This is a genomic window from Pseudomonas sp. B424, assembly GCF_055408345.1.
This window is the reverse complement of the sequence record NZ_JBUZTL010000025.1, coordinates 1-15,793: the sequence shown is the minus strand read 5'-3', so window position 1 is coordinate 15,793 and position 15,793 is coordinate 1. Positions and strand designations below refer to the sequence as shown.

Annotated in this window: 11 protein-coding genes; 5 read left to right on the top strand and 6 right to left on the bottom strand. The window is 51.3% G+C overall.

Going from position 1 to position 15,793, the window contains the following annotated elements:
• The first annotated feature begins 574 nt into the window (after positions 1-574).
• On the top strand, positions 575-2,056 hold the full coding sequence (locus tag ACZRMS_RS21880; RefSeq protein WP_463997046.1) for a hypothetical protein: 1,482 nt from the start codon (positions 575-577) through the stop codon (positions 2,054-2,056).
• Between the two features lie 4,891 nt (positions 2,057-6,947).
• Here ACZRMS_RS21880 and ACZRMS_RS21875 read toward each other — a convergent pair.
• Positions 6,948-7,886: a hypothetical protein gene (locus ACZRMS_RS21875; RefSeq protein ID WP_463997045.1), complete on the bottom strand. Its 939-nt coding sequence runs from the start codon at positions 7,884-7,886 to the stop codon at positions 6,948-6,950.
• 627 nt (positions 7,887-8,513) lie between these two features.
• Here ACZRMS_RS21875 and ACZRMS_RS21870 point away from each other — a divergent pair.
• Positions 8,514-9,002 (top strand): hypothetical protein, encoded by a 489-nt coding sequence (locus ACZRMS_RS21870; RefSeq protein ID WP_463997044.1) that lies wholly within the window; start codon positions 8,514-8,516, stop codon positions 9,000-9,002.
• A gap of 103 nt (positions 9,003-9,105) precedes the next feature.
• Here the strand turns inward: ACZRMS_RS21870 and ACZRMS_RS21865 are convergent, their stop codons facing one another.
• On the bottom strand, positions 9,106-9,702 hold the full coding sequence (locus ACZRMS_RS21865; RefSeq protein WP_463997043.1) for a hypothetical protein: 597 nt from the start codon (positions 9,700-9,702) through the stop codon (positions 9,106-9,108).
• A 164-nt stretch (positions 9,703-9,866) separates the two neighbouring features.
• Here ACZRMS_RS21865 and ACZRMS_RS21860 point away from each other — a divergent pair, with 164 nt between their 5' ends.
• Entirely contained in the window at positions 9,867-10,733 is an 867-nt protein-coding gene (locus tag ACZRMS_RS21860) for a hypothetical protein (protein WP_463997042.1), read from the top strand.
• Positions 10,734-10,796: 63 nt separating this feature from the next.
• On the opposite strand, the gene ACZRMS_RS21855 is transcribed toward ACZRMS_RS21860, so the two are convergent.
• Both ACZRMS_RS21855 and ACZRMS_RS21850 read right to left on the bottom strand, forming a co-directional pair.
• Positions 10,797-11,675, bottom strand: coding sequence for a restriction endonuclease (locus ACZRMS_RS21855; RefSeq protein ID WP_463997041.1), 879 nt, complete (start codon positions 11,673-11,675; stop codon positions 10,797-10,799).
• Positions 11,676-11,742: 67 nt separating this feature from the next.
• On the bottom strand, positions 11,743-12,129 hold the full coding sequence (locus ACZRMS_RS21850) for a hypothetical protein (RefSeq protein WP_463997040.1): 387 nt from the start codon (positions 12,127-12,129) through the stop codon (positions 11,743-11,745).
• A gap of 286 nt (positions 12,130-12,415) precedes the next feature.
• Here ACZRMS_RS21850 and ACZRMS_RS21845 point away from each other — a divergent pair, with 286 nt between their 5' ends.
• Both ACZRMS_RS21845 and ACZRMS_RS21840 read left to right on the top strand, forming a co-directional pair.
• Positions 12,416-13,432 (top strand): hypothetical protein, encoded by a 1,017-nt coding sequence (locus ACZRMS_RS21845; protein ID WP_326427812.1) that lies wholly within the window; start codon positions 12,416-12,418, stop codon positions 13,430-13,432.
• Between the two features lie 251 nt (positions 13,433-13,683).
• On the top strand, positions 13,684-13,947 hold the full coding sequence (locus ACZRMS_RS21840) for a PapB/FocB family fimbrial expression transcriptional regulator (protein ID WP_463997039.1): 264 nt from the start codon (positions 13,684-13,686) through the stop codon (positions 13,945-13,947).
• Between the two features lie 691 nt (positions 13,948-14,638).
• Here ACZRMS_RS21840 and ACZRMS_RS21835 read toward each other — a convergent pair.
• A complete protein-coding gene (locus ACZRMS_RS21835) occupies positions 14,639-15,067 on the bottom strand; it encodes a DUF6283 family protein (RefSeq protein ID WP_169873004.1) in 429 nt (142 codons plus the stop codon).
• Between the two features lie 60 nt (positions 15,068-15,127).
• Complete coding sequence (locus tag ACZRMS_RS21830; protein WP_463997038.1) at positions 15,128-15,601, bottom strand: hypothetical protein; 474 nt, start codon at positions 15,599-15,601, stop codon at positions 15,128-15,130.
• Positions 15,602-15,793: the final 192 nt, after the last annotated feature.

Below are 15,793 nucleotides of genomic sequence, written 5' to 3'. Positions count from 1 at the left end.
GTCATTTCTGTGCCACTGAAACGGAAGAGCCAGTGGGAAGCCATTAAGTGGCTATTTCATAGCCATTAAGTGGTCATTTCTGTGCCACCGAAATGGAAGAGCCATTGGAAAGCCATTAAATGGCTATTTCAAAGCCATTAAGTGGTCATTTCTGTGCCACTGAAATAGAGGATCATTTGTGCGGCTTTCAAAGAGGCATGGTTGTGCCACCTTAATGGCTTCGGATCGGCCCGCTACTTCTGCCCCTCCCCCATCACCATGACCAAACCCCCTCTAAAGCAACAGACATCGACAAATAACCCCCGTGATAATTCTTAAACCGCGCCACTAAAACTCTCTCTCTCTCCTGGCTCTTTAAGACCTAACTGAGCCCTAGCAAGGCCTGCTCATGTAACCCCCTTCCCATGTCTTCGACATGATCATAGGCAGCACCTCTATTCGAATTCAGCCTCTTAATAACTGACCTGATTCAGTTCTGTACCTAGCATCGGACGTTTTCTGTACCTAGGGGTGGACGTTTTCTGTACCTAGGGTAGGATTGTTGTCTGTACCGGGGTCCGGACGGTCTTGAAAAATGTCCCGAATCTATTACGTTTTGATGTTTTTTGGTGGTACACCGAAAAGCAGCGAAACGACCGGCCATCCCTATGAATGCCAGCAGAAGCGAATCCTCCGTCATCACATTTGTGTTGGATCGTTAACACCCATTTGGGCGCAAACCATGACTATCAGCAGTGAAATCCAGCTACGAGCAATCGGCATCCTCAACTCATTCAGAAGCGATAACTCAAACATCTCTGCGTCATCACCAAACAACAGCGCTGACTCAGCCACCTCCTCGGCGCCCACCCTTCCTGGCCCTGCTGATCACCCTGATGCGAGTGTTGACGTTGCAAAGTTCACGCGCTGGCTTGACCTACGCGTTACCGACAAAGGATTGGGTGAAAAAACTGCGCTGTGTTATCGCAAATGGGTTGCTAGCCATCTTGAATCTGTTGGTCATACGTCAACCCAAGAGCTTCGTGCCTGGATACCACCAAGCAGGCGTCAACGATTGAAGGAGGCGGCTTCAATAAGTCCTGAGAACGTACTTCTTAATGGGGTAGACGATTCAAAGCTGTTCGTGTCGTCGGCTAAGAAAAACCAGCGTTATCTCTCATTCGTCAGCGAGAACGTACTGGAGCTTCTGAAGGCTGACTTGATGCCTCCAGCTCGTACGAAAGATGAGGAGAACAATCCATCGCGTAATCGAATCGCGAGCATGGAAACCGCTATGTGGTTCATGTGCACGCTATGGACTGGACTGCGACCACACGAATGGCCCTATGCTCGTTATCTCGAAGAGCATTACGACCCGGACACGCAGCAGACTATTCGACGTGTCTTGGAAGTGACCACGCTTAAGCAGTCAGGTCGGCGTGAAGACAATCCTCTTAAGGACAAGAGATACCTTGTGCTAGAGGATTGGCCTGATAACCAGCTGCGTGCTCTGAAGATGTTTCTCGAAATCGTGTACCAGCACGAGGATGCGAAAGAGTTTGGCAATTTCTACGACCGACGCCGCAAGACGCTGCAGCGATCTTGGGCCAGAATCCTAAAGTTCCACGGTGGTACTATCGAACATCTTGGTGCTGAGATGGCTCCATCGAACAAGCCCAAATTGAAGATGCTTGCCGCAACTACCAGCAGCCCCGGTGTGTTTGAAGGGAACTCGCTCTGCTTCTATACGGCGCGTCATGCCTTTGCTGAGGAAGCTCGGCGTAGTGGCACCTTCAGCAGATATGACATAGCTGCTGTGCTTGGGCATTCGATGATTACGAACCAAAGCTATTACGGCCCGCGCAAGGAACATCTTGAGCGAGAGCACCGCTATACCCTTCCAAAACCATGGCCTGGTGAGTCGGACGCCATAGCGATGTGGGACCAGACAGCTAATCCATTGAGAGGTAAGTTCACTAATCGTGACGACCTCTCACAGTCGCTTCTAGACACCGAGAGCAAGAATCGCAACCGTGAGGATGCGGATGGCATATCAAGCTTCTGGCTGGGCCTGTAGGGGCTCAGGCTCATGGCTTCTGGTGTGTAGGGTTGAGGGCCAATGCGCCCTCTTCCATTTCTGGTTGTCTTATCGCATAATCATTTGGCACCGTAGCCGTTCGGCAATTTAATCGGTGCTCCAGCAATACCTCTTAAAATGGATCGTACGATCCAGACCCAGATACTGCGGCTCAGCAACCCTTCAAATCCCTATAGTTCGTACCACCACCTTTCAATTCCCACATACAGACAGCTCTTGTCTGAGTTGGTCTATATCCTGTGTTTTTAAGGATTCCTGCACCTAATCGCGTCAACGCTAAAACGCTTTAAAGCGTTAACGTAGAGCAGCTTTACAGCGTTCCCACTTTCAAAGCTCCATAGCGTTCCCGCTACGTACAGCCCGTGAGTGTTATCGCTATCTCAGCTTTGGGTTGACTGTGAAGCATCTCGCCCTGGTGCTGGTGGCCTGTCAGTGGTGCGCAGTATTGATAGTTCCACGGTGGAACATTTCGTCGTTCCATACATTGTGGCTGAAGCGTTTGGCGGATGCCCATGGCTCAGTGCGCTGAAGGTCAGGCTGCTGATTGGGCCAACTCAATTTGAGTAAGGCCAGTGGGCGCATTCTCAGCTATTGATTGCAATGTTATGCGTGGCAATTCTTCGCTCTTCTACTTGAGTTCCACGATGGAACTTTTCGTCTTTCGTTTTGATAGTGGTATTGAGGGTCGGTGCTTGGCCGCCATCTCTGACTGAGGGTGCGGTATTGCGTCCGTGATTTCTGCTAAAAATCCTGAGCCCTGGACGGGTATAAAAAATCTGGTCTCTGTGACTGGTTTCTTGCGCATGGTATGTGAGTTCCACGATGGAACTTATCGTCTTTAGTTTTGATTGTGGCTATGAGGTGTCGTGCTCGTCCGCCATTGCTCGCTTTGGGTGCAGAATTGCGCTCTCGGTTTCTGCTGCCAAATCCTAAGTACTGTCGTGTCTTGATGCTCCGGCCATAGAGCTTTCTTTCCGGGGGGGGAGTGCCACGGTGGAATCCTCCTCTTAAACTCAAGAGGAATTGACCTGCACTTTGGTTCGCAGGAACTGAAACCGTCCTTATCGTATATAGCCTCTCGGGACCTAGGCGGTGTTAGACATCAATGCCAACTGTTGGATCTGCGGGCTCAGCAATGACATGACGTCTGTGTATTGAAAGGCGTTGTTGCCACTAGTTTCTGGTGCAAATCCTGTCTGCTACGTGCCATTGCTTACTGGCGCCAACAACAGTTCAAGTCCTTCAAGTTGGGTGAACATTGCGCCAGTTGTGGCAGCGGCGGGCTCTTGCTATTGGTCGGGATTGTTCAACAACTGGATGTCCTGGTGACAAAGCCCGGACCAGCCTTCGCCATTGTCCGTGTCTACTTGTCGGTCGCTGCTGAAGCTTGTCAGTAGTTCCACGATGGAACTCATGCGTAATAGGGTTGGTAGCTGCTCAATGATGCTGCATCCGCTCTCTGGTCCTGATCAGCCGATTGAAACTTGGTTAGTGCCGTGGCGAACCAGATCTGAATTTCTGTCCTGCAGGGTCAGTCATAGCCATCTTCCTGGCACCGCCCTACTCCGCTTGATACTCATGACGCTGCGTTGTAGGCGTTGGCGCCCTAACCGCTTTAAGTGTTAACACTGGGGCTTCTTACAGCGTGAACCCTGGGCTGCGCTGTGTGGCGTTGGCGCTGAGTTGTAAGCTCGTAATTGACAAGTCATGTCTGGTATACGCAGGAGCTTCTTGTTGCCGCTGTCATAGATGATGGCGCAGTAGTTTGAGCGTTGACGCTTCATAATGACGGCGCCCATGGATTCAACACTTCATGCTGTGTGTGATCCCCTTGAAAAGCGCCAGCTCTGGTCTCAGTCAGCGCAGGGCATTGGGAGGCTAGTCAGCTCAGTTTGATAGCCGGTCGTTCGTATCCGTAAGTGTTTAGCGATTGACGATGGGGGCAACGCACGTTGCTTTGCGAATACTGGTAACGAGCGCCCGCCTCGTCAGTGCTCGCGTGGTGTGGCGCCACAGGCTTCGCGTGAACGCTCTACAGCGGTACCGAAAAACGATTCTATGTGGTCACGCTAAGGCGATTATTGGTGTCAACTGTGAAGCCGAGCCTCATCTGCCATGCACGTAAAGTGGAAGGACACACGCCGCTTGCATGATTGATTGATTGGCTTCTTGATGGGTGGGGATTGAGCCTTGTTGCTCTTTTTATATAGCCTTTAAAGTGTAAGGTTATATCGTATCTGTCAATCGTACGAATGGTATGGTTCTAATCGCTTCCCCACATAATTGATCGAATTGGGGCTCACTCACGTGCATTGTTCCACTGTGGAACTATTGCGAGGGAACTCATCTCCCTGCTCAAGTTTGGTGAGTTCCATCGTGGAACTTTTGAGGGCTGGGCCTGCAGCGTGAGATTAGGTACTGTCGAAAATGTCCTGTTCCCTGCAACGACATCACGGTTCCTGAAGGTGACCGTTCAAAGTTCCATGGTGGAACTGCCTGGCAGATCACCAACTGCCCGCTTGTGTTTTGAAAGCTTATGATGATCCGAATTTTCGTAACAAGTTGCTGGCACCGACCTACCATCACTTGCCCCATCAAATGTTCCACAGTGGAACTTTTGGTAGTGCGGCGCTTTTGCGAATGACTCATGGCTACTACTAAACACTCAGCCTCAAGCACCAAGCCCATCCTAAGCAGAGCCGCCCTACTTCAGCCGCTAGTGCGTCTAGCCCAAGATGTTATTTGTCAGCTATGCAGTTGTTCCATCGTGGAACTCTTCATTGTCAGGCGTCGATATTGGTCAGCCAGCACCCTTTGAAAGTGACCGGGCTTTTGAGCAAGCCTAACGGGTTTTCAATGAAACGGTTTCCTACTGGCCAGAGTTCCAGCGTGGAACTATCTGAGTCAAAGCTGGTGTCGAGTATCGGTAGCGCAAACAATCAGAGTGGCTACACACCTACCAGCCAACACTCCTTGATCGTCATCAAAAAGATGTTGCCGCCCATGCTATCCGCTTTTCTGGAGTTCCAGCGTGGAACTATTGGTGAAGCACTCGACGGTCATTCGATTTAGTTCAACCCGTAGCTACGCGTCGCACATGAGGGCGAGAGGGTTTGACTCTCGTGAAAGCATCGATATTTCAGAGCCGATTACGTTCCACCGTGGAACTCCCTGTAGGTCTTTATGCAATGTCTACCTACTTGTGAAGTTGTTCAGGACGGCTTTAGGAATGGGATATTTCGCGTGTGATTTGGCGATGGGTTCTACAGCCTCAACTGATAGCGCAAGAAACTCTTGAGCGTTTGGCATTACTGATTGAAGTTCCACAGTGGAACTCACGTTGCTCCTCTAAAAAACCATAAGGTTCCCACCATCTGCTTTTGTATAGATGAGAATCCATATGGGTCACAACGGGTGGTCCGTCATCCTGCACCTGGCAAACAAGCTGTGATCAAATGGCCATCCACTCAATGCTGATAGCGTTGATCAGAGGCTCAATATGGTTGATGCATGGCTTTATAAAGCTTGAGGGATCTAGGGGTCGGTTCGAGGAGCAGAGTGCATGGATGACCGTGCAGTCGAGTCCGAGGTATAGCTGCCACATCCAACGGGTTCCACCGTGGAACTATGACCAAGCTGATAAATTCCAAGCGCAATAGGTCATGCATCACACCCGTCTAGTAAGTTCCATCATGGAACTCGTATCGTGACCGCGATGAGTCACTCACCAGCGCCAGCATCATGAAAGCCATTTATCCCTTGTCGGTTTTGATTCGCCGTTCTTGGTTCTACCAAGTCAACACGCTCTGTGCTGCCTGACCTGTGAGGGGCAATCGTGATGTGTCGATTACTCTTTTAAACGTTCCAGCGTGGAACCTGGTTAAAAACGCTGAAGAGAGTGGCCATGGAGCAGGGGAGGGTTTGCCAATTGTGACGACTCAACTCAGGCCAAGAATGACAAATTCCGCTGGCTTCTTCATGAAGTGAAATTCCACCGTGGAATTTCACCCGCCCATTTAAGAGCTAACAAGCCTGAAAAGCGTGTTTTTTGACATCGCTGCACCGTGAAATGTACAGGGGTGAGCTGAAGCAACAGTCTCAGATTTCACGTAGCGTGAGATGGTGCGATTCGTTTAAAAACCATAATTTCGAGGCTTTTCGTTAAAAGTTCCACAGTGGAACTGTTGAACGACTCTGATTGTTAAAAAATCAGCCCTCGTTGGTTCGGTATGCCAAGGAGATATTTTGATCAGAAGCTCAGCTGATTCTGGTTGTTTTGGCATGCTTGTGAGCGGACCGTTTGGGGAGGGTAGAAACTATAGCTACGTATAGTGATTCGCTACGTAGTTTTATGGCTCCAGTGTAAGCGCTCAAAAAAGCCACCGAGTTGACTCTCAAAAAGCTACAAATCGTTGTCACAAAAGCCTCTGCGTTAACGCGGTTTTCAGCCTCCAGTGATGACCCAGCGGTAGATCGGGTTGTGGGTCCCCACCTAATAGTTCAGCTATGCGCTCATGCTTGTAGGCACAAGTAAAGTTCCACCATGGAACTATCACGCCCTGGTACCTGATTAGTTGAATTGCTGCAGGCAGACCATCAAAGGTCACTCCTATTGTTTTGAAGCTACGCTTTTATAGAGTGCCTGTTATACCCCTTAGCAGGTGCCTGATTTGAGTTGAAGAAGAGATGGAAATGAGCCATTACGTCAGCAGGGGTCTGTTATTGAACTCGTTGATAAAGAGTTCGATACAAGAAAGGGGGCGCTAGAGACAATGGGGGGCATCCGGATCGTTGGAGATCGGTTGCAACAATGAATTGGTCGTGAAAAATGAAACTGAAGGCGATGAGGTACCTGGTCAAGAACCGAGGTTTATTTGGATAGGGATGCTTTGAGTTTCTTAAGGGCTTCGGCTCCAACCTTCCCGCGTGCAGGAGGTGTTGACGAATCCACTTGAGGAGGAGGGCCTGTTTGACGCGGTGGGTCCTGGTCTGCCTGATTGTTCCACTGTGGAACTTTTGATTTCGGCATATCGGACATCATTGCAGCAGTCATTGCCAGTGCAGTGCTTGCCAAAAGCTTTCGAAGGGAAGGTCTGGCAGATGACCTGGCACTAAACCGATGAAAGCTCTTGTGCGGAACTATGGTCTCAGGATTAACCTTTACCCCACGGTAGCCGCTTGTTTGAATCAGAGCGCGCAGTGAAGAGGCCATCGCCCTAGCTGAAGAATAGACGCCTAGCGCTTTATAGAAGGCTGGCGTTATAGCGATCAGGGCAACACCACGGTTTATCAAACGGTGCCGAGACAGATTGGACAGGGCTCGCTGTACAGTTCGCTTGCCAAGGCCCGTACCAGAAGCGATTTCGCGGATATAGAGTTCGCGGTAACGCTTTTTCTTTACTGAAACGCAAACGCCGCTGACTAGGTCAACTTTATCCACGAGGTATGACAAGACCAATGCGATGCTGCGGCGCAGTTGAGCGTGCATCATGTGATTCCCGTAGGACTCGCGCTCGATCTTTATGCGTGCTGATAAAGGGTAGCTACTGGTGTCTGCAGCAGGAGAATTCCACCGTGGAACTGGTTTGCCAGCTTCCTTTGCCGCCCTCATTTCACGATAGACAGCTGCATGCTTGCGGTTGCCGTAATAGTCGAGGTCAGCATCCCACTTGGAACGCCTTACAGAACGCAGATGTGCCAGCTCACTAAGGATCGATGGATCAACCGCGAACTGACCGATGCGGTTTTTGAGCATCTGCTTGAAGGCCAGAACACTTTGTTGAGGTTGGTTTCGAGTAAGGGTTGTCATGATTCACGGGGGTTTTGTGCGCCAAGCAGCACAACCAGTGATTCAAAAAGGGAGGAGGGACAAATCTGGAGGGAAATGACAAATATCGTGGAACTTGGTATTGACCAAAGTTCCACGATAGCGGATTATGAGTGCCACAGGGTTTCGCTAAAAACCTTGTAGAACTCGCATAATCCGGCTTTGCATCTCGACCACCTAAACCCGCCTGCAAGCGTCTTTGAGGTCCTGATTGTATTGCCGGTTTTTTTTTCCCCTAAATCCCCCCTATAGCCAAATCCAACGGCTGGTCCATTGCATGAGACCTCTTGGTCATCATGTTGAGAGTTCCACCATGGAACCCTGGCGCTCCGCTAAAAGCGCATAAATCAATTCTTTGAGTGGGGCTTATGCCCTCTGTTGTGTTGACCACGTGTGGTACGTTCCAGTGACCACTGTGGTACAAGACCGCACGAGAATACCGCAGTCCCTTTATTTGTCCGACCTGTTTATTCGTACAGTGCCCGGAAAATGGAAAGTTAGGTATCGTATTACGTTACGATAACAATTAGCTGAGTGGGCATTCAGTCGGCTCTAGTCAAATCCGCTCGTCAATGATCGAGCGCTCTCTATCGATGCAAGGCAAAGTCAATGACTCAAACGGATGACCTCGATGTGCTGCAGCACGGTGCTAACGCAAAACGATTGGGAGTGCGCTTTCCGCTGTTTGCTGTCGAATGGCTAAAACTGACGATGATCGAGAAAGGGAGCGGGGTGCCTGTGTTGTGTACACCTGGATGGAAAGGGCTGACCGTGCGTCTTTACGGTCGCTCGACGTTCAGGCGCTGGACCCAGAGTGGCATCACTGAAACACCCACCAATGCAATCGAGATAGTCCGAAGCACTGACTTCACCAACATTCAGTTGCTGAGCAAAACTGCCAGCTTTCTTCAGATACGCATGGGTGCCAGGGTAAGCCGGTCAAAAATGGTCGAAATGTGTGGTGATCAGGTTGCGGCACAGATCATCGAGCGGGTGATCCCCAAGCGGGGTCAAGACTATCCTCAGGTCGTGGTGTCTGGTGAGGATCTTGATGATGGCGCGGAGTCAGAGTCGGAAAGGCAAGCGAAGGACACGTGAGGCTGCCTACAGTTTTCAGACCTTGAAAAAGCATTACATTGCGCTCAAGAAAAAGCCCGCTCAAGTGCGGGCTTTTTCATGATTGGTGAGCAGCGCCAGCAACTCAAACAGGTTTTGCTATCTGGCCAAGTACGCCGAAGTTGGAAGCGGCCATCTTACGTCTTGGTTTGTGGGTAGGGGCGGGTGTTTCTGGAACCGCTGGGGCTGCTGGTAGCTCAAGGGCCCTGGCCTCCATTCGGGTTTGCTTATTGAGGGCAGCCAGAATTGCTGCATCACCTGACTCAACAGAATCGCTGCCTTTATCTGCCTTCACTGAAGCTGCCTTGCGGATCATGCCTGTCCATCTCGGCGGAGGAAGGTGCGCTATTGGGGCCCCCTCTAAAATTTGTTTTATGAATATCTGTACTTCACTCTCGCGTTTGTAGAGGACAAAGCCACAGTCCGCGAACATGCGATGACGCAGTAGAAAAAATGCAGTCGATACGTTCTCGATTAACTGGCGAACCTCAACCAGCCTGTCATCAATCAAGCATTGGAGCGCTACAAAGTTTTCTCCATTTGCAATGCCATGCTCTCGGCAAAGCGGTAGGAATCGATCAGCGACCGCGATCAAGCTAGCTGGAGAGGTCGCCTTCTCAAGAATGACGCGGTGGTGTTCCTCGTCGCCGTTCTTTGTTATGCACACCACTTTGATTGGCATTGTGTCGAATCCAATGTACCTATAATTGCTTTGATTTTAGCTATTCATGTTGCGCATAACAAGGTTAAACGCACTGCATATATCGTTTATTGCGCAGTGCATTGGCAGGCGCGTATCCTGCGCGGAATCAGTACAAAATCATTTGGCGGCATAGAGGTGCCATTTTGACTCAATACAACTACGCCTCCGGTTTTCTGGCCCCTATCAGCGCTGCGCCTGTAGCGCGCAATGCCAGAGAGAACGGCAAACCTCCAAAGATCCATGCCCGGATGCTGGATGACTTCACGCTGGGCGTGTTTTCACGCGCTGCAGGGCAATTGCTATGCGGCGCACCCGAGGAAATCCCGTGCCTACCAGTATCACTTCCCCTCGACAGTGTGAGCTGCGTCCTGTGCCGTACGCAGCTTGATCGATGGTCCCGTGACGCGTTGTTGTCAAAGTGCAAAGGGTTTGCCCTGAGTCGTGATGGGCATACCCGAGCAGTTGCTGCTAAGTCCACCGCTATGGCGAGTGAGATCCTGGGCATTGGTGATGGGATGATGGTTCGATGTGGCATCAACCAAATCGTTTTGGGAGCCCAAGTCGATGATGGTTACGATCACATTCGCAAAGCCCTTAAGTCCTACGACTATGGCTCCGTTATACGTATGGATGATGGAGACACCGTGTGGACGCTTGAGCAATCCTCCGAACGAGCAGAGGAAATTCTACGCCAGCACCTGGTGAGCTTTTCCGTTCGTGGAAATACCCGTGTCGTGAAGAGTGCGCTGCAGCGAAACAGAAGTATCAGGTTGACCCCGTTCGAGGTGGAGGCTTTACGTGATCTGGGTGGCGCCGCATGGGTACGGGCGCGAATTGATCTGGCGAAGAAGAGCCATATTGAAAACGGGATGGAGACCCCCAGTGTCAATGTGACTATCCGCACCACGGATGCTCAGTGGGAGAAGGTTCGAGCCATGGGCGGGTACACGTGGATTCGCTCGATGATTCATCGAGCGTTGAAGTCGAAAGTAGAGCAGAAAGGTGTGTAGAGCAGAGTTAATCGCGTAATGGTTTGAGCCCATAGTCCTGGGCTCGCTGAGCTTTCCTTCACGCTATGGAATGTGGCGCACTCCACGGCATTTAGGGAAGTCCATACACCCCCAAAAGCTACGTCCAACATTGGCACCAGATTTGGCGGTCCTGCTCACCATGGACTTCCTACAAAGCGGGCAGTTGGGTTCGTTTGATTGTTGTGGTTCTGGCTCATGGTTTCTAGGTACAGCTCTATCAACATGGAGATTCACAGCAGGCTCGACCCTGGCCTTATCTGGCATTGCAGGAGAGCGTTTAGTTGCTGCGATCCATTCAGCAAGAGTCTGGCCGTCCACCAGATGTAGATTCCTACCTTTGGCAAACTCCCTTGCAGGTTTAGTAAATTTGCCACTGGTTACAACGAACCCGCCAGCGGCACCTTCTGCCGCCATGACCCCGTATAACTCACGAACGACTGAAACCCCGACTTGCATTGAGCGCCAATGCTTGCATTGCACAAGGAACCGCTCAGCGTCCTTCCTTGCAATCAAATCTACTCCTCCGTCCGGTCCACCGCCGCCAGCTTCCTGAATAGCAAAGCCTTGGCGTCGTAGAGACTCACCAACCAGAAGCTCGAAGTCTTTCCATGAATAGCCAGCTAAGGATTGTGTGGTGGAATTGTTAGCTGAGTTCAAAAGACGGCTGCGCTTGAATCGTTTGGCGATTGAAAGGATGGCAGCGAAGACGAAGATCATCGGGGCAACATACTGTGCAACCGAGGCGACACCCTTCAATATTGCTGGCGTAAAGTCAAAGCTTGAAGGGTTTACGACAACAGGCTCAATGGCGATTGTATGAAGGTAAAGACCTGATGCTACTGCACAAGCAAGACAGATCCACCACGGAAGCATGCTGGCGATGTGTATTAAGTCATTTAAGGCGGTGTTTCTCTTGGCCATGCTTAGCTCGATTGCTGGAGGGGGTTGGGAGACAGGTTACTAGCGACCTGCAAGTAGCGTATTTGCGTTACACCTGTGGGTTATGAGCTGAGAGCCGGTAAGCGGTGGGTAGGGTTGCCAAAACACACACGGCGCTGGCACCCAGCAATACAGAGCATGCGATTCCAGCCTCAGTGCTACCGAGCAAACTCAAAATGGTTGGCGCGGTCATCGAGCCCACGACAGCTAGCGCCAGCGCAAAACACAAATCAGTTAACGAGGCACTGGCGCCGGTCACCGCCTTATTGCTGACCTGCAGCTGGCGAGCATTGGCCACCACCCCCATCATTTTCGCGACCACACCAGAAAAGTAAGTGCTAACTGCCAAGCACATTGTGCTGACACCGCTCATGTGGTCGTCGGACTCCCCGCTCGTCAGCGCCAGCACAACGCTTATAGCCACCCAGATGAACATGGCGAAGGCACCAGCGTTTGCTATGAATCTCCACTTTGAGCAGAGGGATTCGGCCAGTCGCCAAGCAACCAGTCTTGAAAACCGTTCTGACGTTGTTCGCATTTCGAAATCCTAGATGGTGATGAGAGGTCAAAAATAATATGAGAATTGCATGGTACAGAGATATTAAACATTGCAAAATCGCCTCACTTCACTGTGGGCGTTCTCATTTGCGTATACTCCGCGCCCCACAGGCCAACGGCCCGCTAATGCAAATCGGAGCGGCCATTAACGGATAGGGGGCGACTTGAATCCTACAACCGAAACCTACGATGAGATTCAGCGTGCTTTTGAGCACTTCAATACCGAGCTATTCGGGGGCCGTCTTCCTCGCTGCTTGATTACTCTTCCGCGCCAGCACGACACCTACGGATACTTCTCTGCCAATCAGTTTGTGAATCTGGGCGAGGACAGCAAAGGTGAGTTCTGTCATGAGATTGCTCTGAACCCAACTTACTTTGCCATTCGTTCGATTCCTGAAACCCTAAGTGTCCTGGTACGTGAAATGGTCAGCCTCGACCAATTACTCAACACGGAAGGGAAGCCACCGCGCCGCCGCTATCGCAATCGTGAATGGGCCGACATGTGCGAGGCTATTGGCCTGATGCCAACAGATACCGGAAAGCCGGGTGGCAAGCGTACTGGCGATAGCGTGCAGACCTACATCATCGAAGGTGGGCTGTTCGATGTGTCTAGCGCCATGCTCGTGGACAATGATTTTAAGCTCTCTTGGGTTGACCGCTTTCCGCCCCAGTTGGACCAAGAAGCGGGTGATGTACCCACTGCGCTTAGTTACGAGCACGCAGGCAGTGGTCCTGCGCCAGCACAGGAACTGGATCGTTCTCTGGCCAACCCTTTAGATCAGCTGATGGAGTTGGATCGTGAGTCTAGTGAAGGCAGTTCACTTGTAAGTGCTGAGAGTGATGATGTTCTGCCCAGCGACTCCAAGCCGGTGAATCATTTTAAGCCGGTTGCCGACCCTGAGCCTCTGGGAGGTGATGATGCGCCGCGAATGAAGGTGTTCGCCGCTGCAAATACTGCAGATCTGGCGCAGATGGGGATTGAGCCTAAGTCAGTCGCCAAGAACCCGAGCAAGAGCAAGTACAGCTGTACTGTGAAGTCATGCAAGGGGAATGCATGGGGTAAGCCTGGCATGCGGCTTTCCTGCATGGGTACGGACAAGAAACCGCACGATCCTGAACTGATGGTGTTCGATGGGGCGCTAAGTCAGGCTGAGCAGCACGAGAGCGTTGAAGTCTTCTAAGTTCTGAACGTTGGCGCCAGCATGTGGTTCAACTGCTCAGCGGGCAGCTCATCGTTTGGTATGATGTGCGTCTCGTTCTTTGAACAGGTCACGCCCGCTTGGCAGCCTCACTAAGGGGGCTGTGCGGGGCGCCAGCGGCGATGAATGTCACCGCCGCCCAGAGGCAGCGTTTCAGCTAATGGCGGCTTGTGCGCGACTTGCAGCGCCTGAGAGCTGGTTTGAATATCCCCGCGTTACTACCTGGAGCACGCATGCAATTTGCAGTAGGGAAACTTGTGCCTGGCCGCGTTGACCCTGAGCAGTTCGATCTGCTTTTAGCGGGTACCTCGATTCGCTCAAAGGAGCTGATCCTGGCACTACGCGATCACCTCGTTGGCGGAAGGCCGGTGTCTGAAGTTGTCGACGAGAATCTGGTCAACCTCAACCAGTTTTATAAGCGCCTTCGAGTGCTGCAATCCGAGCATGAGCGTGCAGCAAGGCTCAGTCGTTTTTATGTCCAGCTGGCGCCCCAATAGTCATAGGACATTGATTCTTGGATTGAACAAAAAAGGGGAGGGCCATGGCCTTCCCCTTAAAGTTTCATCCGTTCGAACTATGTGTTGCAGACTAAAATCATTCTGGCCGCTTCGATTCGGACAACCTCCTGTTGGCGTCCTAGAAGTGCATCGAAGTCTTTGCGCTTAGCAGATTTCGGAAGGCCCTGAGGTACCCAGCCATTCCGCCCCCAGTAAAGCTCAATAGGCCTGCGACCGAGGAGCTTTAAGATTGCTCTCTCTCCGTCAGTGAACTCAGACGAATCTTTGTTTGATTCCATAAAATCTCCAGGGTCAGCGTGGGAGACCTAAGGCTCTCCTGAGGTGGTATGTCTGGACCGCCGTTATACCCCAGCCGACCACAAGAAATACGACACATATGCCAAGGTTTAGGGACCAAAACTCAGTGGCCCACTTGCCAAATACGGCAGTTACTGCTTCAGGAAACAAGTAAGCGCTGAGCTGGAATGTAAAATTCAAAACTATCGCCAAGGCAAGCCAGTACATCCACTCCGCTGCGCGCTCGGCCTTTTTAATAAAGCCATTTTGGGCCTCTTTGGAAACCATCTTATTCTCCAGAATTGTTTCGTGACACAGCGTGTTCACTGTTAAAAATTCGCGGTTTACTTGGTAGGGATACCCGATCAACCATTACTTATCTGATTGCCGCGAGCTATCGGCATGGTGCGATTATTGGATCATCCTGCTCTACGCCATTGGCGATGGCCATCTCACGGTAGCTCTCGAATAACGCATGGCCACCATCGTGGAAATCTTCAGTAAGACGGCCTGTGACGTAAGCCATTCGCACTGACAGGTTGTGGTCGGCGCCGCGAAGTAGAAAGCCCGCGCATGTCGCTGGACGTTTCTTTCCAGCTGAATGACAGGCGAAGGTCTCTTGCGCCATGTCGTAGGCCGTGTGAGCAGAGATGCGGAAGGCCTCAGATGGGAACTCGCCCACCGCGTCCTTTCTCCATGGGCAGTCGGGACACGGCTGCTTCCGGTGCACCATCTTATCGCCGCCGTTGGTGAGAAGGGTAACGACCTGGTGATTAGGGTCGGCAGGAGTCTCCTTCACTATCTCTGTTACACGTTTGCTCATGCGCGAGTCCATTACTTAGCAATGCGGTCATGTGGAATGACCTGGTGGTGTTTGGTGTGGTCAGGCGTGTGCGAAAACGGCAATAGCCACGACTACCAACAGGATGGCCATGACGGCAATAACGCCGACCAACGACATAACCAGTTTGTTAAGCGCCTGAATCTCTTTGCCCGTCCTTGTGACGGCTGTGATCAGGTCATTCATGTGTCGCGTGTTATCGATGACGATTGGGCCTGATGGTTGAGGCTCTTTGTCCTTCGAGGTTTTGTCGGCATGTATCGAAATAATGCTGGCGCCCGCGCCAGCACAAGCAATAGCGATCAACTGTCCAAACAGGTCAAGGTTTCGCTTCAACAGTGGCGCGAGGTCATTCATGTTGCCATCCGGATAAAAGACCATTGGCATGTAGATGAACTGGAAAGCCAATCCGTAGCTGATGAGTAATGAGCCTTTGATGACCCGATCAGCCTTGATCTCAATTAAAACAAGGAAACCTTGGAATCCCGCGAAGAACATCAGATATGAACTGACCATCACATACCCGAGCACAGCGGGGGCTGGGACAACGACCAAGAACACTAACATCGAAATGACAAACAGAATTGTAAGTCGCGTTCTGCGAGGGATGGCGGTTGCAGGAGCTGAGTGCAACACGGTTATTGAATTGAAGCCGGAGCATCATGCCGCATAGCCAAGGCTTCCTGCATCACCTCTCCCATGACTTCG

Bases quoted from the DNA above. Each gene is read 5' to 3' on its own strand.
- ACZRMS_RS21835 (WP_169873004.1), bottom strand. From the start codon at position 15,067: ATGAGCAAACGTGTAACAGAGATAGTGAAGGAGACTCCTGCCGACCCT.
- ACZRMS_RS21850 (WP_463997040.1), bottom strand. From the start codon at position 12,129: ATGTTCATCTGGGTGGCTATAAGCGTTGTGCTGGCGCTGACGAGCGGG.
- ACZRMS_RS21840 (WP_463997039.1), top strand. From the start codon at position 13,684: ATGCAATTTGCAGTAGGGAAACTTGTGCCTGGCCGCGTTGACCCTGAG.
- ACZRMS_RS21880 (WP_463997046.1), top strand. From the start codon at position 575: ATGTCCCGAATCTATTACGTTTTGATGTTTTTTGGTGGTACACCGAAA.
- ACZRMS_RS21875 (WP_463997045.1), bottom strand. From the start codon at position 7,886: ATGACAACCCTTACTCGAAACCAACCTCAACAAAGTGTTCTGGCCTTC.
- ACZRMS_RS21870 (WP_463997044.1), top strand. From the start codon at position 8,514: ATGACTCAAACGGATGACCTCGATGTGCTGCAGCACGGTGCTAACGCA.
- ACZRMS_RS21830 (WP_463997038.1), bottom strand. From the start codon at position 15,601: ATGGTCAGTTCATATCTGATGTTCTTCGCGGGATTCCAAGGTTTCCTT.
- ACZRMS_RS21865 (WP_463997043.1), bottom strand. From the start codon at position 9,702: ATGCCAATCAAAGTGGTGTGCATAACAAAGAACGGCGACGAGGAACAC.
- ACZRMS_RS21855 (WP_463997041.1), bottom strand. From the start codon at position 11,675: ATGGCCAAGAGAAACACCGCCTTAAATGACTTAATACACATCGCCAGC.